We start from the raw sequence: 25,626 nt of genomic DNA on the forward strand, positions 1-25,626 counted from the left end.
GCTGGTTCACTTGTCCAGCCCCGTGTGCGCCGCGATGAACTGCTTCATCTCGGCGACGTTCGGCTGCATGACGACGAAGCGCTGCGGCAGCGACTCGATGTCCTGGAAGCCGGCCGGACGCGCGGCGTCGGTGCCCAGCGCTTCCAGGATCGTCTCGTTGAACTTGGCGGCCAGCGCCGTCTCCAGCACGATCATCGGCACGCCCGGCTCCACGTGTTCACGGGCGACCTTGATGCCGTCGGCCGTGTGCGTGTCGATGGTGATGCCGTAGTCGTCGAACACGTCGCGGATCGTCGCGAGACGGTCTTCGTGCGTCGAGCAGCCCGACTGGAAGCCATAGTTCGCGACCAGCTTGAACTCGTCGCCGTCGCTGCCCGGCGCCCCCGACAGGTCGAAGCCGCCGTGCGTGTCGACCTTGCGGAACAACGCGTGCGTGCGGTCCGCGTCGCGGCCGACGAGGTCGTACACGAAGCGCTCGAAGTTCGACGCCTTCGAGATGTCCATCGACGGGCTCGACGTGTGGTACGTCTCGGACGATTTACGGACGCGGTACACCCCGGTGCGGAAGAATTCGTCCAGCACGTTGTTCTCGTTCGTCGCGACGACCAGCTTCGCGATCGGCAGGCCCATCATGCGCGCGATGTGGCCGGCGCAGATATTGCCGAAGTTGCCCGACGGGACGGTGAACGACACTTTCTGGTCGTTCGACGTCGTCGCGCTCAGGTAACCGCGGAAGTAGTACACGACCTGCGCCACGACGCGGGCCCAGTTGATCGAGTTCACGGTGCCGATCTTCTGGCGGACCTTGAATTCGAGGTCGTTCGACACGGCCTTGACCATGTCCTGGCAATCGTCGAACACGCCTTCGACGGCGATATTGTGGATGTTCGGGTCCTGCAGGCTGAACATCTGGGCGGTCTGGAACGCGCTCATCTTCTTGTGCGGCGACAGCATGAACACGCGGATGCCGCGCTTGCCGCGCATCGCGTACTCGGCCGCGCTGCCCGTGTCGCCGGACGTGGCGCCGAAGATGTTCAGCTCGTCGCCGTTCTTCGCCAGCGCATATTCGAACAGATTGCCCAGCAGCTGCATCGCCATGTCCTTGAAGGCCAGCGTCGGGCCGTTCGACAGGCCCTGCAGAATCAAGGTGCGTTCCGGCGACTGTTCCAGCATGCGCAGCGGCGTGATCTGGCTGGCGGACTCGTCGGCGCGGGCGTTCCTGTAGACCTCGGGGGTGTACGTCTTGGCCGTGAGGGCCTTCAGGTCGGCGTCCGGAATATCGGTCGCGAACTTGCGCAGGATCTCGTACGCGAGTTCCGCGTAGGACAGCTTGCGCCAGGCGTCGAGCTCGGCGCCGGTCACCTGCGGATACTGTTCGGGCAGATACAGCCCGCCGTCCGGCGCCAGGCCGCCCAGCAGGATGTCGGAAAATTGTTGGGGATTACGTGCTGCGGACGCGCTCGTTGCGCGGGTGGACACATATTGCATACGGTAGAAAAGATCGGGGTTGGCTGGCGTTGGACAATTATTATAGTCCGGACGGGCAATATTGTCTTTTTACCGAATATTGTTTTGTTATTTCGGCCGATGATGGTGCGGTGCGGCGTGGTGGGCACATGGTGCCCACCCTACGACGGGCGAACGACACCGACGTCGAATAATCAGCAGGCGGCGTGATTCACCGTCACCACGTGGATCGCCAGGCCGCCCAGCGACGTTTCCTTGTACTTCGCCTGCATGTCGAATCCGGTCTGGCGCATCGTCTCGATGACGTCGTCCAGGCTGACGAAGTGCGTGCCGTCGCCCTTCATCGCCAGCGACGCCGCCGTGATCGCCTTGATCGCGCCCATGCCGTTGCGTTCGATGCACGGGATCTGGACGAGGCCGCCGATCGGGTCGCAGGTCATGCCCAGATGGTGTTCGATGCCGATCTCGGCCGCGTTTTCGATCTGGCCGTTGGTGCCGCCCAGCGCGGCGACGAGCCCCGCCGCCGCCATCGCGCACGCGACGCCGACCTCGCCCTGGCACCCGATCTCCGCGCCGGAGATGGAAGCGTTCTTCTTGCACAGCATGCCGATCGCGGCCGCCGTCAGCAGGAAGTCGTGGATGCCGCGCCGCGCATCGGTCGGACGGCAATCCTCGGCGTAGTAGCGCAACACGGCCGGGATGATGCCGGCCGCGCCGTTCGTCGGCGCCGTCACCACGCGGCCGCCGGCCGCGTTCTCTTCGTTGACGGCCATCGCGTACAGGCTGACCTGGTTGACGGCGTCGTGCGGCAGGTGGTTCGTCGCGTTGCGCGCCGCCTGCTCCTGGCGCCACAGCTTCGCCGCGCGGCGCTTGACGTTCAGCCCGCCCGGCAGTTCCCCTTCCGTGACGAGGCCGTGCTCGATGCAGCTGCGCATCACTGCCCAGATGCGGTCCAGGCCGGCATCGAGCGCGTCGTTGGTCATGCGCGCGCACTCGTTCGCGCGCAGCATGGCCGGGATCGTCAGGCCGTCGCGCTCGCCCTGCGCCAGCAGCTCGCGCATCGTCGAGAACGGGAACGGCACCGCGACCGTCTCGCGCGCCGCCTGCGTTTCGCCCGGGGCCGTGATGAAGCCGCCACCGACCGAATAATAGATGCGCTCGATGACGCTGCCGTCGGCCAGCTTCAGCACGAAGCGCATGCCGTTCGGGTGGTCCGGCAGCGTGGACTGCTTGTGCCACACGAGCCCCGTGCCGCGGGTGAACGGCACAGTCTTGGTGCCGAGCAGGTTCAGCACGCCGTCCAGTTCCGCTTCCGCGAGCTTGTCCTCGACGGTGTCCGGGTCGACGTCCTGCGGCGTCTCGCCCATCAGGCCGAGGATGACGGCCTTGTCGGTGGCGTGGCCGACGCCCGTCAGCGCCAGCGAGCCGTACAGGTGTGCTTCCACGCCCACGACATCGATGAGCGGGCCGCATTCGACGAGGAAGCGGCGCGCGGCCACCATCGGGCCGACGGTGTGCGAGCTGGATGGGCCGATGCCGATCTTGAACAGGTCAAATACGCTCATGTCCATGAGCTGTCTCCTTGTTGTGTAGCGGGCTGTTGGAACGTCTCGTGGACGCCGCCCTCAAAAAGCGTCATTCCCGCGGCAGCGGGAATCCATACTGAATCGGCAATGCCAGCTCAGCTCGGATTCCCGCCTTCGCGGGAATGACGGTGCATATGTTGTCCACTTATGGTGAATCCACACATGCGCATAGTGTACTCAAGCCGCCTTGCTCAACCCGACATCGACATTGGCCAGCATGTCCTCGACCATCTCGTCGACCTTGACGCGCGCCTTCCAGCCCCAGTCCGCGGTCGCGCGGCTATCGTCGAGGCTCTTCGGCCAGGAATCGGCGATCTGCTGGCGGCTGTCCGGCTGGTACGCGATGCGGAACGCCGGCAGTTTTTTCTGGATCGCGGCGGCCAGCTCGCGCGGGCTGAACGACACGCCGGCCACGTTGTACGAGGAACGGATGACGACCTGCTCCGCGGGGGCCTCCATCAGCTCGATGGTGGCGCGGATCGCGTCCGGCATGTAGATCATCGGCAGCGTCGTTTCCGGGCCGAGGAAGCATTCGTACGTCTCGCCGCGCAGGGCCGCGTGGAAGATGGCGATCGCGTAGTCCGTCGTGCCGCCGCCCGGGGGCGACTTGTAGCTGATGATGCCGGGGTAGCGGATGCTGCGCACGTCCACGCCATACTTCGCGTGGTAGTACTCGCACAGGCGCTCGCCGGCCAGCTTGCTGATGCCGTAGATCGACGTCGGATCCATGATCGTGGTCTGCGGCGTGGCTTCCGCCGGCGTATTCGGGCCGAACGCGGCGATCGACGACGGCCAGAACACCTTCAGCGGCTTGCCGGCGTCGCCCCGCTCGCGCGCGATCTCGAGGATGTTCAGCAGGCCGTCCATGTTCAGCGTCCACGCCTTCAACGGCGCCTTTTCGCCCGTGGCCGACAGCAGCGCCGCCAGCTGGTAGACCTGCGTGATGTCTTCGGCGGCGATCAGGCGGGCCACCCCGTCCTTGTCGAGCACGTCGACGCGGACGTAGCGCGCGGCGCCGTAGACGTTGTCCGTACCGATGTCCGCTGCGATCACGTTGGCCGCGCCGTGCTGCTGCGCGAGGGCGGTTACCAGTTCACTGCCGATCTGGCCGTTGGCGCCGATGACGAGGATGCGTTCCATGCTTGTTTTCCTTGCTCTTTTTGCGGCTTCGTGAGCCTGTTCCCGGCGCTTCGCTTCGTGGGCGGCGCATCCGGTCGATCGATGTTCCAGCGGCCGCGGTCAGGCGGCCTTGATGATGCCCAGTTCGCGGCCGGCCTGCTCGAAGGCGCCCAGCACCTTGTCGAGCTGTTCGCGGGTATGCGCGGCCGACAGCTGCACGCGCACGCGCGCCTGCCCCATCGGCACCACCGGGTAGAAGAAGCCCGACAGCAGCACGCCCAGTTCGAACATGCGGGCGGCGAATTTCTGCGCGACGGGCGCGTCGAACAGCATCACCGGCACCACGGGGTGCGTGCCCGGCTTGATGGTGAAGCCGATGCGCTCGATCTCGCGGCGGAAATAGGCCGTGTTCTCGTGCAGGCGGTCGCGCAGTTCGGTCGACTTGCCGATGCGGTCCAGCACCGCGAGCGACGCGCCCGCGATCATCGGCGCCAGCGTGTTCGAGAACAGGTACGGACGCGATTTCTGGCGCAAGGTCTCGATGACTTCCTTGCGGCCGGAGGTAAAACCGCCCATCGCGCCACCCAGCGCCTTGCCGAGGGTGCCCGTGATGATGTCGATCCTGCCGATCACGCCGCAGTGCTCGTGCGTGCCGCGGCCCGTCTTGCCCATGAAGCCGGACGCATGCGACTCGTCGATCATCGTCAGCGCGCCATATTTCTCGGCCAGCGCCACGATCCTGTCGAGCTGCGCGATCGTGCCGTCCATCGAGAACACGCCGTCCGTGACGATGATCTTGTGGCGCCTGCCGGCTTCCGTCGCGGCCTGCAGCTGCTTTTCCAGGTCGGCCATGTCGTTGTTGGCATAGCGGTAGCGCGCGGCCTTGCACAGCCGGATGCCGTCGATGATCGACGCGTGGTTCAGCGCATCCGAGATGATCGCGTCGTTCTCGTCGAACAGCGGCTCGAACACGCCGCCGTTGGCGTCGAACGCGGCGGCGTACAGGATCGTGTCTTCCGTGCCGAGGAAGTCCGACAGCTTCTTCTCGAGTTCCTTGTGCACCGTCTGCGTGCCGCAGATGAAACGCACGGACGACAGGCCGTAACCGTATTTCTGCAGCGCCGCTTCGGCGGCCTTCTGCGTCTCGACGTCGCCCGACAGGCCGAGGTAGTTGTTGGCGCACATATTGATCAGCGTGCGGCCATCGTCCGCGACCACTTCGGCGCCCTGGCGCGAGGCAAGCACGCGTTCGGGCTTGAACAGGCCCTCGGTCTTGAGCGTGTCGAGTTTCTGCTGGAGGCCGCTATAGAATGCTTGATCGCTCATGTTTCCTCGTCCTTGTCGGTTGGCGAATGGTATAGTGTGGATTCGTTCGATGTATGGAACTTGTTCTGTATTTCGAACAGAAATTCAATATATTGAATATTACTCCCAGCCATTGAACTTGGCAAGCAAGCTCCATGAACAACAATACCAGCGCTCCGCCCGAAGTCGGCGCCACCCTGCAGCGGCTGCGCCTCGCACGCGGCCTGACCCTGGAAGACCTGTCGCGCATCGCCGGCGTCTCCAAATCGATGCTGTCGCAGATCGAACGCGAAAAGGCCAACCCCACCATCGCCATCACGTGGCGCCTGGCCAATGCGCTCGGCGTGCAGATCGGCGAATTACTCTCCTCCGAAGTGCGCGCGGTCGACCTGATCCGTGTCGTCGACGCCCACGAAATCCCCACCTTGCCCGGCAGCCACGCGGGCTACTCCCTGCGCATCCTGGGACCGATGGACCTTGCCGGCAAGTATGAATGGTATGAATTGACCTTGCAGCCGGGCGGCGAACTGGCGTCGCAGGCCCATGATCCTGGTACCAACGAGCACTTGACCGTGGTAACTGGGACGGTGGAATTGGAGGTCGGGGCCGAGAAGCGAAAAATCAAGCACGGCGCGACGGCGCGTTATCCGGCCGACCAGAATCATGCCATCCGGAATGCCGGCAAGACGGAGGCGAAGGCATTGCTGGTGGTCGTACACCGCTAGCTGGGCGGCACTTCCGTTTCACTCAACACGCGAACCTCTCGTCAAAAGGTCGATCTTACGCTGTACATTTGCGCACGCCGTTCATATAACTCACAGCAACCGCCAGGCCGGGCTTTCCCAAGTCAATCTCGTCATTGATCCGCCGTCAACAGAACTCATCCGACTGCGTTCCCATCGACAACCGCCATTGCCGCCGACCGCCCGGCACGATGCGGGTTGCAGCCCGCGTGCCGTCCGTTTGCAGCATGGCAAAGACCAGAGAGGTTAGCCATGACCGACCAAGCTCGCGGCGATACCGTGATGTTGACCATCACAGGGCGTCAGCTTGAAACGAAACCGATGCCCGCAGCCTTCGTGCGCGTCATTCCCCGCGCCGCCGGTCCCGGACAGGAAGCCGACGACGAGCTGCTGCCACCGGGCCTGGAAACGGTGTGGGCAATCGACGTGAGTCCCGCCGCGCGCGACACCGAAGCGACGACGAAGACCTTCTCGGTAGCACCCGATCATATCGTCGTCCTGGAGTTGGCGGACGGGGGGACGCTCGTGGCCAACCCGGCCCGCCTGAAGGAGGCGCTGGACCGCGCCGGCGACAGCCAGTTGCAGAAACAGAAAGACAGCCAGCCCGACCTCGACAAGCTGGGCCCGGATACGAACGCGCAGCGCGGTGCGGTGGCCATGCTGAAGGGGTTGATCAGCAGGATCACGCTGCTCGCGGTGCCGGAGTCGGGTCACGACGACCTGCTGCGCGACGTCGCCGCCGGCGTCGGCATGGCCCAGGCCGGCGTGCCCTGGCTCGGCACCATGGCCCTGATGAAAGCCATCGAGGCGCGCCTTGACCGCCCTGGCCTGTGTCGCCTCGAATATGCGGGTGGCACACCGCACGACCTGGCGGAGTTGAAATTGACTCAAGCGAATCTGACGGGCCCTGGTTCCAAGCCATTGTCGCCGGACACGCACCTGCTCGTGTTTATCCATGGCACCGGATCGAGCACCGCAGGCAGTTTCGGCCACCTGTGCACCGCGGAACCGGACCTTTGGAAAAGCCTGGTCAATCGCTTTGGCGAACACATCTACGGCTTCGAACACCGGACGCTATCGCAAAGCCCGATCGAAAATGCACTCGACCTGGTCCGCGCCCTGCCGCACGGCGCCCAGGTCTCGCTGGTCTCGCACTCCCGCGGCGGCCTGGTCGCCGACTTGCTATGCCTGGCCGATTTCGGCGCCCAGATCGAAAACTATTGCTACCGGTTTCCTTCGCCGGGAACGCACGACGAGAAGTTGGGCAAGGCCATCCTGGATGGGTTGAAGGACGCCTACGGCGACCAACTCAAGATGCTGCTGAATCTCGCCGGCGAACTTCGCGACCGCAAGCTCGTGATTCGCAGGTATGCGCGCATCGCCAGCCCCGCCAACGGGACGCTGCTGGCCAGCGGTAACTTCGACGTGTTCCTGTCAAGCGTGCTGACCCTGCTCGGCGCCGTGCCCTTCCTCTATTCGAGCTTGCTGTACCGGGAGTTCCGGCGCGCCGTCATCGAAATCGCCAAGCGCCGCACTGACCCGCACATGGTGCCCGGCATCGAGGCCATGCTGCCGGATTCGCCCCTGACCCAGTTCCTGTGCGTGGCGCCGGTCCAACCCGGCATCCAGATGGCGGTCATCGCCGGCGACGCCGAGGGCGGCGACATGCTGAGCCGGCTGCGCGTCGCGCTCACCGACTTCGTCCTGTTCGACAAGGAAGACAACGACCTTGTGGTCGACACGCCCGCCATGCTGGCGGGGATCGCTCCCAGAGCCAACGCGCGCATATTGTTCGAACGGGGGAGCAACGTATCGCACTTCCGCTATTTCACCAACAGTTCCAGCCGCATCGCGGTGCGCGATTGGCTGCTGAGTCCCGACGTCGACAAGCTGGACCGTTTCATCACGCTGCCCGAACGCGAGGACTACGCCGCCGCCATGGCAAAGGCGACAAGCTGGCGGGGCCGCAGCGGCGCGGCGCGGCTGCCGATCGTCGTGGTCCTGCCGGACCTGATGGGATCGCACCTGAAGACCAGGCAGAATCACATCTGGTTCCCGCCCCTGCCAGGCGCGCGCGGGCTGGAACTGCTCGAGCTCCCCGATGCGAACTGCTACGACACCGAGGCGACGGACATATTCGACATCTTGTACGGCAACCTGTGCCGCCACCTCTCCGACAGTCACCAGGTGGAGCCGTTTCCTTATGACTGGCGGCTGTCGCCGGAAGACCTTGGAAAGCGGCTCGCCGCCTTTCTCGAGCGCTTCCGCGACAGCCAGGTTCCGGTGCGCTTCCTCGCCCACGGCATGGGCGGCCTCGTGGTGCGTGCCTGTGCCTGCCTGCCCGCACAAAACATCCTCCGCATACTCATGGAGCGCAAAGGTGCGCGCATCGTCATGCTCGGCACACCCAACCGCGGCACCCATGCGATAGTGGCCGACCTGCTGGGCAAAGGCGACGGCTTCCGCTCACTATGGCGGCTCGACGTCAACGGCCCCTCCCTCCGGAAGCTGCTGGACACCTTCGCGCGCTTTCCAGGTGTGCTCAGCCTGCTTCCTGCACGTGACTTCGCCGAAACCGTCGGCATGATACCGGGCAGCAGAGAACACGATTATTACGACGCACAGGAGTGGAAGCGCCTGGCCGGCCTCGTTTCCGACCGCTGGTTCGGCGCCGGATGCAGCGCCACGCCATCGCAGGCACTACTGGTCCAGGCCGCGTGGCTGTCCGACAAGAATGCCGAGCTGGAACGGGAGCGCGTCGGCAAGGCGCTCCCGACCGCGAGTTCGGATCCGACCACGATCTATGTGTTCGGCGTCGCACCCAGCACGCCTTGCGGCCTCGTGGAGCTTCCCGGACTTTCGCATCCGGGCATGATGGCGACCCCGTCCGGCGACGGCATCGTGACCTGGGAATCCGGCCGGTTGCCCGGCATCGACAGCTATTACTTCATGCCGGCCCGTCATGGCGACATGGCGGCAACGCAGGAGTACTTCCCGGCGCTTGCGGAACTGCTGAAAGCCGGCACGACCCGCCACCTGTCGCACGAACCGCCGCTGCGGACGATCGAGAAGATGGGTCCCGTCATGTACGACGCGGCGCCCCCGACCGCGGCCGACACCGAGGCGGTGCAGCGCTGCCTGCTCGGCGGCTCGCTGCGTAGCCGGCTGCCGGCCGCGCCGCCGCGCCGCCTGGACGTCAAGGTGCGTGCGATGGACCTGCGCTTCCTCTCCATGCCGATCATGGTCGGCCACTACGAACAGGATCCGATCTCCGGACCGGAAGCCCTGATCGACCGCGAACTCCTCGGTGGCGACCTGAGCAAGCGCTACAACCTCGGCCAGTACGCAGGCGCACGCGGTTCCGCGACCGTCGTGCTGCGCGGCGCGCGCGCCGGCGAGCGCGCGGCCCGCCTGAGCGGTGCGGTGGTCACCGGACTGGGGCGCTACGACGTCTCGCTCAGCGCCTCCGAGCTCACCGAATCGGTGCGCGTGGGCGCTCTGCGTTTCCTGCTGCAGGTAATGGATGTGCTGGGGAAGGATGAACGTGAGCTGGCGCTGAGCTCGCTGTTGATCGGCTTTAATTCCTCCGCCAACCTGTCCGCCGCGGCGTCGGTCGAGGCATTGGTCCGCGGCGTGGTGCTGGCCAACGCCCGCTTCCACGAGCGGACAGGTACCAACATCCACATCGCCACGCTCGATATCGTCGAACTGTACCTGGACACGGCCATCAGCGCCGTATACGCGTTGCGCGACTTGCGCGAACGTATGAAGCAGTTCGCCGCCAGCCACAACACGGAACTCGTGACCTGCGATGAGCTGGTCAGCGGCGAAGGGATGCGCCAGCGCCTGCACGATACGGCGGAGGCCAGCTACTGGCCGCGCATCATCGTCACGGACGCGGACCGGACCGAGGAAAATGCACTCGCCCCGCCGGCCCTCAAGCCGACAGAACAGGCAGAGGCGCCGATCGCCGATCGTCTCCGCTTCATGTACGTCGGCACCCGGGCGCGCGCCGAGACCATCGTCCAGCAGCGCCAGCCGAGCCTGATCGAGACGCTGGTCCGGCGCCAGATCGCGAGCCACAAATGGGACCCGGAGTTCGGTCGCATGCTGTATCAACTGATGGTGCCGCACGATTTCAAGGATGCGGCGCGCCAGCTCGACCGGCTGGTTCTCGTCGTCGACGGGTATACGGCCAACCTGCCATGGGAACTGATGCTGGCCGAGGAGCCGCCGCGCGAGCGCACCGGGGCCGAGCGCGAGAACATGCCGCTTGCGGTACGCGCGTCCGTCGTACGGCAGCTTGCCTCGCTGCGCTACCGGCCGCAGGTGGTGCAGGCGATGGCATACACCGCGTTGGTCATTGGCAATCCATCCGTGCGGGGCTTCCAGGACGGATTCGTCCCGACCGACGGTGACGCGGCCGCCTGGCAACCGGCGCCGCTCCCCGGCGCCCGCGACGAGGCACTGACGATCGCCCAGGTCTTGAAAAAACATAGTTATGAAGTACAGCAGCTCATTGGCTACGAGTCCGGCGTGGCGACCTTCACGGAGGACGCCGCCGTCACGGCGCGCGGCGGCCCGATGCGCCTCGGCCCACCCGTTCCGGAGGAGGCCGGCAACGATACCGACGCGGCCCATGTGCTGGCCGCGCTGTACCGGCAGCCGTGGCGCATCCTGCACATTTCCGGGCACGGCGTGTTCCGCATGCAGCACAAGGACGGGCGGCCGCGCAGCGGCGTGCTGCTATCGGACGGTTTGCTGATCACCGCGGCCGAAATCTCGGCGATGGAAGTGGTACCCGAACTGGTGTTTCTGAATTGCTGCCATACCGGGCAATTCGACGATGGACGCCAGAGCAACCGTCTGGCCGCCAGCATTGCCCGCGAACTCATCGAGATCGGGGTGCGTTGCGTGCTCGTGACGGGCTGGGCAGTCGACGACGCGTTGGCGCAGCGCTTCGGCACCTGCTTCTACAATCAGCTGCTAGGGCAACGTCAACAGTTCGGCGAAGCAGTCAAGGTCGCTCGTTACGAAGTCTGGGAGCGCAATCGGAACGATCTCACCTGGGGCGCGTTCCAGGCCTACGGCGATCCTGGCTGGACTGCGGAATCTACCACCGACAACACCGACGAACCGGTACTGCAGGATACCCCGTTCGTTGCGCTGGAAGAACTGTTGGAGGCCCTGGCGGATGCCCGGGTGCGCCTGGCGCACCAGCGCGATACGTACGCCGAGCAGGAAAGCGCCCTCATCGCGAAGCGGGTCGACATGCTCGTGGACAAGCGATGCCAGCCCAAATGGCGGGTGCGTCCCGAGTTGCATTCGGCCCTCGGCGCCACGAGGCGGGAGCTGAACCAGATCGAAGAGGCCTACGATGCCTTCCTGCGCGCGGCCCAACTTGAGGATCAATACGGCAAATTGTCGGTCCGTGACATCGAACAACTGGCGGAGGTCGAGGCCCAGTACGGCGAACAGTGCGCCGCGCGCGCGCTCCCGCCGGAGAACGGCAAAGGGCCGGACCAGGCGCAGTTGCGCAAGGCACTGGCGCGCAGCGACGCTTTGCTCCAGCGTGCGTTGGCACGCGTCGATTCGCTCGACCATTTGTCCGACATTGCCGTCGGGCCGGACGCCAACCGGGCCACACCGGCCGGGCCTGGCGTGGCACCGAATTGCCTGCGCCAGGCCTTGCGCGGCAGAATCCACCGCCGTATGGCCAGCGTGCAGGCGCGCCGGCTGCTGGCCCTGTCCGAAGACCGCACCCAGGAAATCGCAGATGCCGCGACCAGGATGGAAGAGCAGTTGCGCCTGGCCACCGACGCTTACCGGAAAGCCGAAGGCAAAACAGCCCTCGGCAATATTGCTCCCGACCTTGCCCTGAGCAGGCTGGCGCTGGAGGCGCTGGCCGGCCTGTACACCGCCGACAAGACGCAAGGCGCCGCCATCACGTTCGCCCGGCTGTGCGGCGCCTACGCCTGCGAGACCGATCCATCCACCGATACCGCGTCGACCCTGCTACGGGCCAAGGCCCTGCTGGTGGAGACCCTGATCACGGGCACCCTCGGGGATGACGGCGCCAGCGGCCAGGCCAGCTTCGACAACGTGCTGCTGGCCTATACCGACGCTACCCATGGCGTCGCGCTGAAACCGTCGGAGATGGATGTCATCGTGACCGACATCGAGGCGCTGGCGCGCCTGTACCGGGCTTTGAGCACGCGCCGCGAAGGCCCGGACGAAAGCTACAAGCGGATCGCCAGGACACGGGAACAGATCGCCGACAACCTCAGAAAGCTGGCGCTCAGGCTGCAGCCTTCGCGTATGCAGCGGGCGGAACGGCAGAGCGCGGCGAGCCTGACCCGGCCGGAAAGCGCGGAGGTCGCGAAAAGCTTCTGACGGCCCGGCAGGCGGGCACGGCGCCAAACAAAAACCCCCGCAGGCGGCGGGGGTTGTCGGGTGCTCCGGGGCACAGTGCCGCCACAGCGGGACGGCGGCGCAAGCGCGACTTACATCGGCGGCTGCAGGCCGTTCTGGTACGCGGCGCCGACGGTTTCGATGGCGCGGCGCATTTCCATGCAGAACGTGCGGAACATGCGGCTCAGTTTGCTGTCGCCGGCGGCGGTGTTGCGGGTCGAGATCGTGGTGTAGGCGTTCATGACAGCTCCGTTTTCAATATCGTTCGTTGATGATTGAAGTCTACGCCCACATCAGATATCAATCCAATTTCCTTTTCCGATTTCCGCAATAGGTTTTCGTGATGTCTCCCCGCTGTCATATTGCAGGCGCTGACAGCGGGGATCACGCAAACTTATATCTCCGCGCCGCCCGCGACGGTGGGCGACACCTCCACGTTGAGCGCCTTCGTCAGGAAGCCCCAACGGTCGGCCACTTCCTCGATCTGCTTGTTCGTCGGCTTGCCCGCGCCGTGGCCGGCTTTCGTGTCGATGCGGATGAGCACCGGATTCGGTCCGGCCTGCGCCGCCTGGCCCGTCGCGGCGAACTTGAAGCTGTGCGCCGGCACCACGCGGTCGTCATGGTCGGCCGTCGTGATCATCGTGGCCGGGTAGCATGTGCCCTGCTTGAGGTTGTGCAGCGGCGAATACTTCACCAACGCCTTGAACTCATCCGGGTTTTCCGACGAGCCATAGTCCGACGTCCAAGCCCAGCCGATCGTGAACTTGTGGAAGCGCAGCATGTCCATCACGCCCACCTGCGGGATCGCCGCCGCGAACAGCTCGGGCCGCTGCGTCATCGCCGCGCCCACGAGCAGGCCGCCGTTGCTGCCGCCGCCGATCGCGAGTTTCGCGGGCGACGTTACCTTGTTGGCAAGGTGCCATTCCGCCGCGCCGATGAAGTCGTCGAACACGTTCTGCTTCTTGAGCGTCGTGCCGGCCTCGTGCCACGCCTCGCCGTATTCGCCGCCGCGCAGGTTGGCGACAACGTAGACGCCGCCCATTTCCATCCACGCCAGGTTGGCCGGCGAGAAGGCCGGGGTCAGCGAAATATTGAAGCGGCCGTAGCCGTACAGATAGGTCGGACTGTTGCCGTCCAGCTTCAGTCCCTTTTTCGACACGATGAACATCGGCACGCACGTGCCGTCGCGGCTGGTGAAGAACTGCTGGCGCGTTTCGTAGTCGTTCGGGTCGAACTGGACCTTCGGCTGGCGGAACACGGTACTGGTGCCCTTCTTCATGTCCAGCCGGTAAATCGTCGTCGGTGTCGTGAAGCTGGTGAACGAGAAGAAGGTTTCCTTGTCGCCACGCTTGCCCGTGAAGCCCGCGACGCTGCCGATGCCCGGCAGCACCACCTCGCGCACCGGCTTGCCCTTCAGGTCCGTGATCCTGACCACACTGCGCACGTCGGCGAGGTATTGCGCGATCAAGCGGTCGCCGACGAGGTGCGCCGCCACGAGCGTCTGCTCGCCTTCCGGCACGATCGTCTTCCAGTTCGCCACCCGCGGCTTGCGGGTGTCGATCGCGACGATGCGCTGGCGCGGCGCATCGCGGTCCGTGCCGAAATAGGTGTCGGTCTGGTCGACTTTCTTCGCGACCGGATAGGTCAGCGGCGTGCCGCTGCCCTGGCAGGTCTGGCTGGTGGCCGGACCGGCGAGCGCCGCAGCGAGAGCGACGAAGGCGGCGACAAAGGTGGCATGTCTCATGTGCATGGTTGTTGCCGTTGTACGATGGGTAGTCGGCGGATGCCGCTGAGCATGATAGCGCGATTCTGCCGTCAGGACGACAACACCGCAGGGCTCACGCGGCACGCCGCTCCGGCCCCGCGTACGACCGGGCACTCTGCCACTGGCGCCGCATGTCGTCCGCGCTCGCGATCTGTTCCTCCGACAGGCGGCGCGCGACGATCGCCTTGTTCGCGCTGGCGGCCGGGTCGCCGGCGTCGGCCGCGAGCAGCATCCACATGTACGAGCGCACGGTATCGCGCGCGACGCCGCGGCCGCTGTTGTACATGCCGCCCAGGTTGTACTGGGCCAGCGCGTGGCCCTGTTCGGCGGCGAGCCGGTACCAGTGCACGGCCTGCGCGTCGTCCTGCGGCACGCCCTGGCCGTTCGCATACATGACGCCGAGATTGTTCTGGGCGCTCGCATCGCCCTGCTCGGCGGCGCGCCGGTACCAGGTCGCCGCCAGCGCCTCGTCGCGGCGCACGCCCTGGCCGTTCGCGTATATCACGCCGAGCGTGAACTGGGCCTTGGCGGCGCCCTGCTCGGCCGCGCGCCGGTACCAGTACAGCGCCTGCTCCGGATCACGCGCGACGCCGCGCCCGTACGCGTAGCGGTTGCCCAGGTTCACCTGGGCCAGCACGTGGCCCTGCTCGGCCGCAGCCAGCGTCCAGGCCAGCGCGGGGCCGCTCCAGCGCGCCCCATCGCCCGCCCCCGCGAGTGCCTCGGCGTCGGCCGCGCCCAGCAACTGGGCCAGGCTGAACTGCGCTTCCGCGTCGCCCTGCTCGGCGGCGCATTCGAGCCAGGCGCGCGCGCCCTGCGCGTCGGACGGCAACCCATGCCCCACCAGGTACGCGAGCCCCAGCAGGCGCTGCGCCGGCGCATGGCCGCGCGCGGCCGCGCGCCGAAACCAGTACAACGCCTCGGCCTCGCTGGGCGCCACGCCCTCGCCGCCGCGGTACATCAGCCCGAGGCAGACGGCGGCCTCGGTATCGTCCAGCAGCGCGGCCTTGCGGAACCACGCCATCGCGAGCGGCAGGCTGCGCGCCACGCCCGCGCCGTCCCGGTAGCACGTGCCGAGCAGCCGTTGGGCGCTGGGCAGGTCCTGCTCGGCCGCCTTGTAGTACCACGCGACGGCCTGGGCGGAGTCGCGCACGACGCCCCGCCCGGCCCGGTACAGGTCGCCCAGGTTCTGCTGCGCCGACGCGTCGCCCTGCGCGGCGGCGAGGCCGAACCAGTACGCCGCTTCATGGTCGGACTGCACCACGCCCCGCCCCAGGAAATACATGCTGCCCAGGTGGTTCTGGGCGAACGCGAGACGCTGGCGCGCGGCCCGCTCCAGCCACCGGCAGGCGGCGACGTCGTCCTGCGGGGCACCGTCGCCTTCCTTGTACATCATGCCCAGGTTGAACTGCGCATAGGCATCGCCACACGCGGCGGCGCGGGCGAACCAGGCGAGCGCGCCGGCGCGCGGGAGGGACTCGTGACTGTGCATGCGGTAGCTCCTGACGGACACGCGTTGAGGCCAAGAATTGCAAAAATTGTAATGACGAGATGCATTACGGATTTGACTTGCAACAACGTGAAGGGGATGGACGACGGCAAAAACGACGCCGGCGCGACGGCTCGGCCAGCGGGGACAGTGCCACGCGACGAAGCCCTACTGCATGCAGGAAATATAAGGCCGGATCAGGCCGTTGCGCGCCGCCCGGCCGCGTACACGCCCATGAACGCGCCGACCTTCGCGGCCGCCACGCGGTTTAGCGAGACGAGCAGGTCCGGGTCGACGCCCGCCAGCCCGTAGGCGTCGCCGAGGTGCCGGCCGATGTGCAGCAGCAGCTGGGCGGCCACTTCGGCGTCGGCCTCGGCCCGGTGGGCGTTGCCCTTGAACACGATGCCGAGCGCACGCGACAGCTGGCCCAGCTTGTAGCTCGCCATGCCGGGGAACACGCGGCGCGACAGCTTCAGCGAGCACACGAGCCCGGCATGCCGGCAACCGTGGCCCAGCAGCGCGCCCTCGGCCTTGAGGAATTTCTCGTCGAAGCTCGCGTTGTGCGCGGCCAGCACGTCGTCGCCGATGAAGTCGATGAGCGCGGGCACGACCTCGGCGGCCGGCGGCGCGCCGTCGACCATCGCCTGCGTGATGCCCGTCAGCTGGGTGATGAACGACGGCACGCGCACGCCGCAGTTCACGAGCGAGACGTAGCGCTCGACGATCCGGCCGTCCGCGATGCGCAGGGCCGCGACCTCGGTGATGCGGTCGCCGCCGTCGGGCGACAGGCCGGTGGTCTCGAAGTCGAGCATGACGATGGGGCGTTCGAACACGGTGATCCTTTCTTTGACCAGATCGCTTCAACCAAACTTCCGGGCGGCGTCGATCGCCAGCCCGGCGCCGATGCTGCCGAACAGGTCGCCTTCGACGCGGCGCGCGTCCGGGACGATCGCGGCGATCCGCTCGCGCAGGCTCGCCACGCCGCTGGAACCGCCCGTGAAGAACACGGTATCGACGCGCTCCGGCCCGATGCCCGCTTCGTCCAGCAGGCGCTGCACGGTCGCGCCGACGCTGTCGATCATGCCGGCGATCGCGTCCGTGAACAGGTCGCGGTGGACGCGCAGCAGTTCGGGCGGGGCGAGGCGGTCGAGGTCGAGCGCCACTTCGGGCGTGTCCGACAGGCCGATCTTCGCTTCTTCCACGCGCATCGCGAGCCAGTGGCCGGCGCGATCGTCGATCAGGCGCTGCAGGCGCTTGAGCTTGTCGGGCTCGGCCGCGTCGCGCACGAGGTCGGCGAGCTGCGCGACGCTCTTGCGCGTATAAGCCTGGTTGATCGTGTGCCACGTCGCCAGGTTGAAATAATAGCTCGACGGCACCGAAGCGCCGGACAACAGCGCGCTGCCATGACCCAGCAGCGGCATGACGGACGCGAGGCTCAGGTATTTGTCGAAGTCCGTGCCGCCGATGTGCACGCCGCCGGTGGCGAGGATGTCGTCGCGGCGGTCCAGGCGGTTCGCGCGATCCGGCCCCAGGCGCACGAGCGAGAAGTCGGACGTGCCGCCGCCGATGTCGGCGATCAGCACCAGCTCCTCGCGGTCGATGCGGGATTCGTAGTCGAACGCGGCCGCGATCGGTTCGTACTGGAAGCCGATCTCCGTAAAGCCCACGGAACGGGCGATGTCGGCCAGCGTGTCCTCGGCGAGGCGGTCCGCCTCCGGATCGTCGTCGACGAAGTACACGGGGCGGCCGAACACGGCACGGTCGAACCCGCGGCCCGCCTCGCACTCGGCGCGGCGCTTGACCTCGCCGATGAAATGCCCCAGCAGTTGACGGAACGGCAACGCGCGGCCCGCAACCTCCGTCTGGCCATCCATCAGGCTGGTGCCCAGCAGGCTCTTCAGCGACCGCATCAGGCGCCCGTCATAGCCTTCCAGATAGTCGGCCAGCGCGGCGCGGCCATAGCGTACCTGCTCGTCGTCGGCATTGAAGAACACGACGGACGGCAGGGTCGCCTTGCCGTCCTCGAGGGGCAGCAGCGTGGGTTGGCCGGGCCGCACCCAGCCGACGGTGGAATTGGACGTGCCGAAATCGACGCCGCAAGCGTTGGCCATGGAAGTCTCTCGATGAAAGGGGCGAGATGTTACCAGATTCCGGGCGCGGAACCAACGCCGGCCCGGCTTGTCTCATGCAAACGACGCCAAACGGAGCAGAGATGTCGACGACGGCAGGCAGTTCCGAGTACCCCCCCGGCAGCCATGCCGGCGGGCACGCCCACCCGCACGGGTGGCGCCGCTGGCTGTTCGCAACGAACCACAAGGACATCGGCACGCTGTACCTGTGGTTCTCCGTCACCATGTTCATGGTCGGCGGCGTGCTGGCCCTGCTGATCCGGCTGGAACTGTTCCAGCCCGGCCTGCAATTCTTCCAGCCGGAGCTGTACAACCAGTTCGTCACCATGCACGGCCTCGTGATGATCTTCGGCGCCATCATGCCCGCCTTCGTCGGGTTCGCGAACTGGATGATCCCGCTGCAGGTGGGCGCGGCCGACATGGCGTTCGCCCGCATGAACAATTTCTCGTTCTGGCTCCTGCCGCCCGCCGCGATCCTGCTCGTGGGCTCGTTCTTCGTCGCCGGCGGCGCCAACGCGGCCGGGTGGACCATGTACCCGCCCCTGTCGGTCCAGATGGGGCCGGGCATGGACATGACGATCTTCGCCGTGCACATGATGGGCGTGTCGTCCATCATGGGCGCCATCAACATCGTCACGACGATCCTGAACCTGCGCGCGCCCGGCATGTCGCTGATGAAGATGCCGATGTTCTGCTGGACGTGGCTGATCACCGCCTACCTGCTGATCGCCGTGATGCCGGTGCTCGCGACGGCCGTCACGATGATCCTCACCGACCGCCATTTCGGCACCACGTTCTTCAACGCGGCCGGTGCCGGGGACCCCGTCATGTACCAGCACATCTTCTGGTTCTTCGGCCACCCCGAGGTCTACATCATGATCCTGCCCGGCTTCGGCATCATCTCGCAGGTCATTCCCGCATTTTCGCGCAAGGCCCTGTTCGGCTATGCGTCGATGGTCTATGCGACGGCCGCCATCGCCATCATCTCGTTCATCGTGTGGGCGCACCACATGTTCACGACCGGCATGCCCGTCACGGGCCAGCTGTTCTTCATGTATGCGACGATGCTGGTCGCCGTCCCCACCGGCGTGAAGGTGTTCAACTGGGTGGCCACGATGTGGAAGGGGTCGCTCAGTTTCGAAACGCCGATGCTGTTCGCCGTCGGCTTCATCTGGGTCTTCACGATCGGCGGCTTCACGGGCCTCATCCTCTCCGTGGCGCCGATCGACGTCCAGGTGCAGGATACTTACTACGTGGTCGCGCACTTCCATTACGTGTTGGTGGCGGGGTCGCTGTTCGCCCTGTTCGCCGGCTATTACTACTGGGCGCCGAAATGGACCGGACACATGATCGACGAACGACGGGGGCGTTTTCACTTCTGGAATTCGCTCGTCTGGGTCAACGTGACGTTCTTCCCGATGCACTTCCTCGGGCTGGCGGGCATGCCGCGCCGCTACGCCGACTATCCCGTCCAGTTCACGGACTTCCACGCCATCACGTCCGTCGGCGCCCTGCTGTTCGGCCTGTCGCAGGTGTACTGGCTCTTTTGGGTCGTGATCCCGAACATCCGCGCCGGCGCGCCCGCACCGCCGAAGCCATGGGAAGGCGCGGAAGGCCTCGAATGGACCGTCCCCAGCCCGGCGCCCTTCCACACGTTCGAGACGCCGCCGCTCGTCAAGTGAACTCGGGAGTGCCTCCATGACGCGTGAATGGACATTGCGGCGCAATTGCTCCCTGTCCCCGCGCCAGGTCGCGCGCGCGTATGCCGTCCTGTGTCTCGGCTCGCTCGCCGTCGCGCTCGGCTTTCTCCTTCACGGCATCTGGTTCGTCCTCGCGTTTTCCCTGCTCGAGCTGGCACTCGTCGGGCTCGCCCTCCTCGTCTATGCGCGCCACGCGACGGACCACGAGCGCATCGCCCTGTCCGAGTCCGGCCTGCTCGTCACCTGCGTCCAAGCCGACCACCGGGAACTCGTGCGGCTCGATCCACTGTGGACCCGCGTCGTCGTGCCGGACGAACGCCGCCGCACGCTGATCCAGCTGGAATCGCGCGGCGTGAAGGTCGAGATCGGGCGCTTCGTGGACGATACGCGGCGCCGCCAGGTGGCGCGCGAACTGCGCCAGGCGCTGCGCAGCGTATCCGCGATGCGTTAGCGCAACGCTGTCAAAACGCGTTCCCGGCTGAAACGAAGCGCGCCGGGATACCCGTATTCCCACTCCTACGGACAGCTCTCTCGTCAACCTGATCCGTGTAAGCCGCGTCCGACAACCACACGGCGACGCGACCGATGTTTCTATTTTTTTATGTTTTGCATAATGCGGTATCCGCTTTGCCGCACCGCGTTGGTGCGCGCATCGCACAAGTTTCCCAGGAGAGAAGCACAACATGAGCGTTACCCAAGGATATGCAATCGTCGTGCACGGCGGCGCCGGAAGCCCGCGCGCGTACGACGACGGCTGCGAGCGCGCGGCGCAGCGGGCCGTCGAGGAGCTGGCCATCAGCGCCGACGCGCTCGAGGCCGCCATCGCGGCGGTCGTATCGATGGAAGACGACGGCCGCTTCAATGCCGGCAGCGGATCGGTCCTGTGCCTGGACGGCGCGACCGTCGAGATGGACGCCTCCATCATGGACACGCGCGGCCGCCTCGGCGCCGTCGCCTGCGTGCAGGGCGTCAAGAACCCCGTGCTGCTGGCGCGGGCCGTCGCCGAGACGCCGCACTGGCTGCTGGCCGGCGACGGCGCCGCCCGGTTCGCCGCCGCCATCGGCCACCCGACGCACACCACCATCTCCGACCACCAGCGACAAGCACACGAGAAAGTCGTGCGCGAACTGGCGGGCAGCGTGCCCGCCATGCCCGGGATCCCGGAAGAAGCGAAAGCCTTCCTGCGCTTCTGGAATTACCAGACGCCACTCGACCTGCCCGCGCATGCCGCATGCGACACGGTCGGCGCCGTCGTGCGCGGACCGGACGGCCACTTCGCCGTGGCGCTGTCCACCGGAGGCTCGGCGCCGTCGCTGCTGGGCCGCGTGGGCGACACGCCGATCATCGGCAGCGGCTTCTATGCCGGTCCGCAAGGCGCCGTCGCGGCCACCGGCATCGGCGAACAGATCGTGCGCCACCTGCTGGCCCGCACCGTCTATGGCTGGATCGAGGACGGCATGCCGCTCGAACAGGCCCTCAAGCGCGGCGTCGACCTGTTCGATCCAAAAGTGCCCGTCGGCCTGATCGCCGTCACCCGCACGGAAGCCGCGTCGCACAGCAACCAGGACATGCCCCACGCAAGGATAGTCGCACCATGACCGCACAGGACAAGAACGCCATCGCCCAGGCCGAACAGGCGGAACGGGTCGCCAAGAGCCACGGCCACCTCGTCATCATCGGCGGCGGCGAAGACAAGCAGAACGACATGGCGATCCTCAAGCGCTTCGTCGAGCTGTCCGGCGGGCCGGCCGCGAAGATCGTCGTCATCACGGCGGCGAGCAGCGTCGCGGAGAACATGTGGGAAACGTACGACCGCGCATTCGCGGACCTGGGTGTCACACGCCACTCGCACCTGCACCTGCAGAGCCGCCATGACGCGAACGACGAAACGCATATCCGCGACGTCGCCGACGCCGACGGGATCTTCATGACCGGCGGCGACCAGAAACGGCTGCTCGCGATCATCGGCGGCACGGCGCTGGACGCCGGGATGCACGCCGCGCTCAAGCTGCGCGGCGCCTGCATCGGCGGCACGAGCGCCGGCGCCTCCGCCATGTCCGGCCACATGCTGGCACAGGGCCGCGCCGAACTGCATCCCGAAAAGGGCTCCGTGAGCCTGGGCGCGGGCCTCGGCTTCCTGCACAAGGTCGTCATCGACCAGCATTTCTCCGAACGCCAGCGCCTGTCGCGGCTGTTGTCCGTCGTCGCCCAGAACCCGTATCTGCAGGGGATCGGGATCGACGAGGACACGGCCCTCGTCGTCGAGCGCGGCGTCGGCATCGAAGTGGTGGGCCAGGGCGCCGTCACCATCGTCGACGGCCGGACGATGTCGACGAACGTGGCGGAGATCGCGAACCACGAGACGCCGGAACTGATCGACGTCCGCCTCCACCTGCTGCCTGCCGGCAGCAAATACACACTACCCGGCGACGACGCAAAACGCATCCCGCCGCCATTGCTCGAGTTTTTGGAAAACATCACGAAACGGAATCCAATCACATGAACATCGTAGAACAACGCTTCCTGCGCGGCCCGAGCCTGTATGCCGCGGCGCCCTGCCTGCTCGCCGTGATCGACCTCGCCGCCCAGCAGAACGCGGCCGGCCTGGGCGCGCGCCTGCTCGCCCTGCTGCCCGCGATGCCGGCCGAAGCGGCGGCGCGCCTGTCGGACTGCCAGGCCGCGCACGAAGCGCTCGAACCCGTGGTGATGGAATTGCAGCGCCTCGCCGGCGCGGCCGGCACCTTCGGCATGACGAAGACCGATCCCGCCAGGCCGGGACAGGCCCGCGTCGTCTGCGGCTACACGGTGGAACAGGTGGCGGGCCAGGCGCTGCGCACGGCCGCGGCGCTGATCGATGCGTGCGCGAGCCACGTCCCGTTCGACCTGGACGCCGCGCTGGACGACCTGCGCGACACCGCGCACCGCCACGCCATCGGCACGAGCACCGCGGCCGTGCTGGCGGCCGCGCACCGGCGCGGCATCCCGAGCCTGCGCCTGACCGAGGAAGCGAATTTGTTCCAGCTGGGCTGGGGCAGCCGCCAGAAGCGCCTGCAGGCGACGATCACGGGCGCGACGAACCACGTGGCCGTCGGCATCGCCAGCGACAAGCAGCTGACGAAGACGCTGCTCGACCAGGCCGGCGTGCCCGTGCCGGCGGGTTCCACGGTCACCACGCTCGAACAGGCGCTGCGCGAGGCGCGCCGCATCAAGGGTCCGGTAACGGTGAAGCCGCTGGACGCGAACCAGGGCAAGGGCGTGACGGTCAACTGCGGGACGCAGGACGAGATCGCGCGTGCGTTCGAATTCGCCCGCAAGTACGGGCGCCACGTCATCGTCGAGGAATTCCTGCAGGGCCGCGACTACCGTGTGCTCGTCGCGGGCCGCAAGGTGGCCGCCGCGTCATGGCGCCGGCCGCCGCACGTGACCGGGGACGGCGTATCGACGGTGCGCGAACTGGTCGAGATCGAAAACCGCAACCCCGCGCGCGGCGACGGCCACACGAACATCCTCACGACGATCCCGCTGGACGACCTCGCGCTGCAGGTGCTGGCGAGCCAGGGTCATGACCTGGACTCGGTCCCCGCGGAAGGCAGCGTGGTCGACCTGCGCGGCAACGCCAACCTGTCCACCGGCGGCACTGCCGAGGACGTCACGGACCTGCTGCCGGAAGAAACGCGCGACATCTGCATCCGCGCCGCGCGCACGATCGGCCTGGACGTGGCCGGCATCGACATCGTCTGCCAGGACATCGCGCGCCCGCTGCGCGAACAGAAAGGCGGCATCATCGAAGTCAATGCGGCGCCGGGCATCCGCATGCACCAGTACCCGAGCCGCGGCACGCCGCGCGACGCGGGCGCCGCCATCGTCGAAGCGCTGTTCGGCGCGGACGACGGCCGCATTCCCGTCATCGCCGTGACGGGCACGAACGGCAAGACGACGACGAGCCTCATGATCGCGCACGCGACGCGCCTCGCGGGCCTGCGCACGGGCGTGACGACGACGGAAGGCGTGTACATCGACGGCGAACGGATCGTGAAAGGCGATTGCACGGGCTACCGCTCGGCGCGCACCGTCCTCGCATCGCCGGACGTCGACTTCGCCGTGCTGGAGACGGCGCGCGGCGGCATCCTGAAACGCGGCCTCGCGTTCGACCACTGCGACGTCGCCGTCGTGCTGAACGTATCGGCCGACCACCTGGGCCTGGACGGCATCGACACGGTCGAGGAACTCGCGCGCGTGAAATTCGTGATTGCCGAGCGCGCGCGCCGCGCCGTCGTGCTGAACGCGGAGGACGACCATTGCGTCGCGATGTCGTCCGAGCTGGCGCATGGCGTGGAAATCCTGTACTTCGCGCTCGACGCGGACAACCCTGTCCTGCTGCGCCACCTGGAAAACGGCGGCCGCGGCGTCTACCTGGAAGACAACATGATCGTGCTGGCGACCGGCACGCGCCACGACGCGCTGCTGGACGTGCGCACGATGCCCTGCACGATGAAAGGCGCGGCGCGCTACAACATCGCCAACGCGCTGGCCGCCGCCGCCGCACTCAGCGCGACGGGCTTCGGCAACATCGAGATCGCGGCCGGCCTGCGCACGTTCGTCTCCGACTGGAAGCACAACCCGCTGCGTTCGAACGTGTTCGACGTCGACGGCGTCACCGTCATCTTCGACTACGCCCACAACACGGCCGCCTATGCCGCATTGGCCGAGACGGCGCGCGCGCTGACGCCGGGCCGCCTCGTCGGCGTCGTCGCGGCGCCGGGCGACCGCCGCGACGAAGACCTCGTCGCCATCGGCGAGACGTGCGCGGCCGGCTTCGACGAGCTGGTCGTGTACGAGACGGAGAACCGCGGGCGCGCATCCGGCGAGGTGGCCGCGCTGCTCGTGCAGGGCGCGCGCCTCGGCAAGTACGAGACGGATCACCTGCAGGTGGAACTGAACGTGCACGAAGCGATCCGCGCTGGCCTCGCGCGCTGCGAGCCGGGCGACGTGCTGGTGTTCGGCTGCGGCTCGGCGCTGACCGAGCTGACGGAAGCGATCCGGCCGACATCGCCCGCGACGGCGAGCCGCATCGAAGCGGAAGCGGTATGAAAAAACGGGCCCGCGGGCCCGTATTTCGTCGTAGCGTGGGCACCCCGTGCCCACGCGCGACGGATGCGATTTGTCGACGTCACGCGTGGGCGGAGGCCGCCCAACCCACTCAGATCGCGCGGCGTACCAGCAATTCCTTGATCTTGCCGATGGCCTTGTTCGGGTTCAAACCCTTCGGGCACACGTCCGTGCAATTCATGATCGAGTGGCAGCGGAACAGGCGGTACGGGTCTTCCAGGTTGTCCAGGCGCTCGTTGGTCGCCTCGTCGCGCGAGTCGGCGATGAAGCGGTACGCCTGCAGCAGGCCGGCCGGACCGACGAACTTGTCCGGGTTCCACCAGAACGACGGGCACGACGTCGAGCAGCACGCGCACAGGATGCACTCGTACACGCCGTCCAGTTCTTCGCGCTCTTCCGGCGACTGCAGACGCTCTTTCTCCGGCGGGATCGAGTCGTTGATCAAATACGGCTTGATCGAGTGGTACTGCTTGAAGAAGTTGGTCATGTCCACGATCAGGTCGCGGATGACCGGCAAGCCCGGCAGCGGACGCAGCACGATCGGCTGCGTCAGCTCGTTCAGGTTCGTCGTGCAGGCCAGGCCGTTCTTGCCGTTGATGTTCATCGCGTCCGAACCGCACACGCCTTCGCGGCACGAGCGGCGCAGGGCCAGCGAGTCGTCGACGTCGGACTTGATGCGCTGCAGCGCGTCCAGCAGCATCTTGTCGGTGTCTTTCAGCTCGACGGTGACGTCTTGCATATAGGGCTTCGAATCCTTGTCCGGATCGTAGCGGTAAATCTTCAGGTGGACTGTGCGTGCCATGTGT

The 25,626-nt window shown here is 66.7% G+C and carries 16 protein-coding genes and 1 pseudogene; 7 read left to right on the forward strand and 10 right to left on the reverse strand.

Translation table 11 applies throughout. The features are described 5' to 3' along the window. Window positions 1-6 precede the first annotated feature (6 nt). The 4 genes from thrC to ACL58G_RS21210 all read right to left on the reverse strand — a co-directional run bounded on the left by thrC (window position 7) and on the right by ACL58G_RS21210 (window position 5,498). Window positions 7-1,488 carry a threonine synthase gene (gene thrC, locus ACL58G_RS21195; RefSeq protein WP_440963050.1) on the reverse strand — a complete coding sequence of 494 codons (1,482 nt, stop codon included), beginning with the start codon at window positions 1,486-1,488 and terminating at the stop codon, window positions 7-9. Window positions 1,489-1,661: 173 nt separating this feature from the next. Continuing rightward, window positions 1,662-3,038: an L-serine ammonia-lyase gene (locus ACL58G_RS21200; RefSeq protein ID WP_440963051.1), complete on the reverse strand. Its 1,377-nt coding sequence runs from the start codon at window positions 3,036-3,038 to the stop codon at window positions 1,662-1,664. A 192-nt stretch (window positions 3,039-3,230) separates the two neighbouring features. Then, window positions 3,231-4,193: an NAD-dependent epimerase/dehydratase family protein gene (locus ACL58G_RS21205; RefSeq protein ID WP_413388526.1), complete on the reverse strand. Its 963-nt coding sequence runs from the start codon at window positions 4,191-4,193 to the stop codon at window positions 3,231-3,233. Between the two features lie 99 nt (window positions 4,194-4,292). Next, complete coding sequence (locus ACL58G_RS21210; RefSeq protein ID WP_440963052.1) at window positions 4,293-5,498, reverse strand: glycine C-acetyltransferase; 1,206 nt, start codon at window positions 5,496-5,498, stop codon at window positions 4,293-4,295. A gap of 134 nt (window positions 5,499-5,632) precedes the next feature. Between ACL58G_RS21210 and ACL58G_RS21215 the strand changes: the two genes are divergently transcribed. Together ACL58G_RS21215 and ACL58G_RS21220 are read left to right on the forward strand one after the other, a co-directional pair. Continuing rightward, window positions 5,633-6,202 (forward strand): helix-turn-helix domain-containing protein, encoded by a 570-nt coding sequence (locus ACL58G_RS21215; RefSeq protein WP_056129496.1) that lies wholly within the window; start codon window positions 5,633-5,635, stop codon window positions 6,200-6,202. Between the two features lie 270 nt (window positions 6,203-6,472). Continuing rightward, entirely contained in the window at window positions 6,473-12,613 is a 6,141-nt protein-coding gene (locus tag ACL58G_RS21220) for a CHAT domain-containing protein (protein WP_440963053.1), read from the forward strand. A 110-nt stretch (window positions 12,614-12,723) separates the two neighbouring features. Here the strand turns inward: ACL58G_RS21220 and ACL58G_RS21225 are convergent, their stop codons facing one another. The 5 genes and pseudogenes from ACL58G_RS21225 to ACL58G_RS21245 all read right to left on the reverse strand — a co-directional run bounded on the left by ACL58G_RS21225 (window position 12,724) and on the right by ACL58G_RS21245 (window position 17,993). Further along, entirely contained in the window at window positions 12,724-12,873 is a 150-nt protein-coding gene (locus ACL58G_RS21225; protein WP_413388523.1) for a hypothetical protein, read from the reverse strand. 152 nt (window positions 12,874-13,025) lie between these two features. Further along, window positions 13,026-14,237, reverse strand: a pseudogene (locus ACL58G_RS21230) (prolyl oligopeptidase family serine peptidase); the annotation flags it as partial. Between the two features lie 232 nt (window positions 14,238-14,469). Further along, window positions 14,470-15,885, reverse strand: coding sequence for a tetratricopeptide repeat protein (locus tag ACL58G_RS21235; RefSeq protein WP_440963054.1), 1,416 nt, complete (start codon window positions 15,883-15,885; stop codon window positions 14,470-14,472). Between the two features lie 194 nt (window positions 15,886-16,079). Further along, the gene (locus ACL58G_RS21240; RefSeq protein WP_440963055.1) at window positions 16,080-16,715 is read right to left on the reverse strand and encodes a 3'-5' exonuclease; all 636 of its coding nucleotides are present in this window, start codon (window positions 16,713-16,715) and stop codon (window positions 16,080-16,082) included. Window positions 16,716-16,742: 27 nt separating this feature from the next. After that, complete coding sequence (locus tag ACL58G_RS21245; RefSeq protein ID WP_440963056.1) at window positions 16,743-17,993, reverse strand: Hsp70 family protein; 1,251 nt, start codon at window positions 17,991-17,993, stop codon at window positions 16,743-16,745. 101 nt (window positions 17,994-18,094) lie between these two features. Here ACL58G_RS21245 and ctaD point away from each other — a divergent pair, with 101 nt between their 5' ends. The 5 genes from ctaD to cphA all read left to right on the forward strand — a co-directional run bounded on the left by ctaD (window position 18,095) and on the right by cphA (window position 24,802). Next, the gene (gene ctaD / locus ACL58G_RS21250; protein WP_440963057.1) at window positions 18,095-19,693 is read left to right on the forward strand and encodes a cytochrome c oxidase subunit I; all 1,599 of its coding nucleotides are present in this window, start codon (window positions 18,095-18,097) and stop codon (window positions 19,691-19,693) included. A gap of 16 nt (window positions 19,694-19,709) precedes the next feature. Beyond that, window positions 19,710-20,162, forward strand: coding sequence for a DUF2244 domain-containing protein (locus tag ACL58G_RS21255; RefSeq protein WP_440963058.1), 453 nt, complete (start codon window positions 19,710-19,712; stop codon window positions 20,160-20,162). 232 nt (window positions 20,163-20,394) lie between these two features. Then, window positions 20,395-21,309, forward strand: coding sequence for an isoaspartyl peptidase/L-asparaginase (locus ACL58G_RS21260; RefSeq protein WP_413388517.1), 915 nt, complete (start codon window positions 20,395-20,397; stop codon window positions 21,307-21,309). After that, a complete protein-coding gene (locus tag ACL58G_RS21265) occupies window positions 21,306-22,214 on the forward strand; it encodes a cyanophycinase (RefSeq protein ID WP_440963059.1) in 909 nt (302 codons plus the stop codon). Before ACL58G_RS21260 ends, ACL58G_RS21265 begins: the two co-directional genes overlap by 4 nt. Next, a complete protein-coding gene (gene cphA / locus ACL58G_RS21270; RefSeq protein WP_440963060.1) occupies window positions 22,211-24,802 on the forward strand; it encodes a cyanophycin synthetase in 2,592 nt (863 codons plus the stop codon). Before ACL58G_RS21265 ends, cphA begins: the two co-directional genes overlap by 4 nt. 109 nt (window positions 24,803-24,911) lie before the next feature. On the opposite strand, the gene ACL58G_RS21275 is transcribed toward cphA, so the two are convergent. Further along, window positions 24,912-25,622 (reverse strand): succinate dehydrogenase iron-sulfur subunit, encoded by a 711-nt coding sequence (locus tag ACL58G_RS21275; RefSeq protein WP_056132068.1) that lies wholly within the window; start codon window positions 25,620-25,622, stop codon window positions 24,912-24,914. Window positions 25,623-25,626 lie beyond the last annotated feature (4 nt).

Source organism: Massilia sp. GER05 (assembly GCF_052056005.1).
Lineage (GTDB): Bacteria > Pseudomonadota > Gammaproteobacteria > Burkholderiales > Burkholderiaceae_D > Telluria > Telluria orientalis.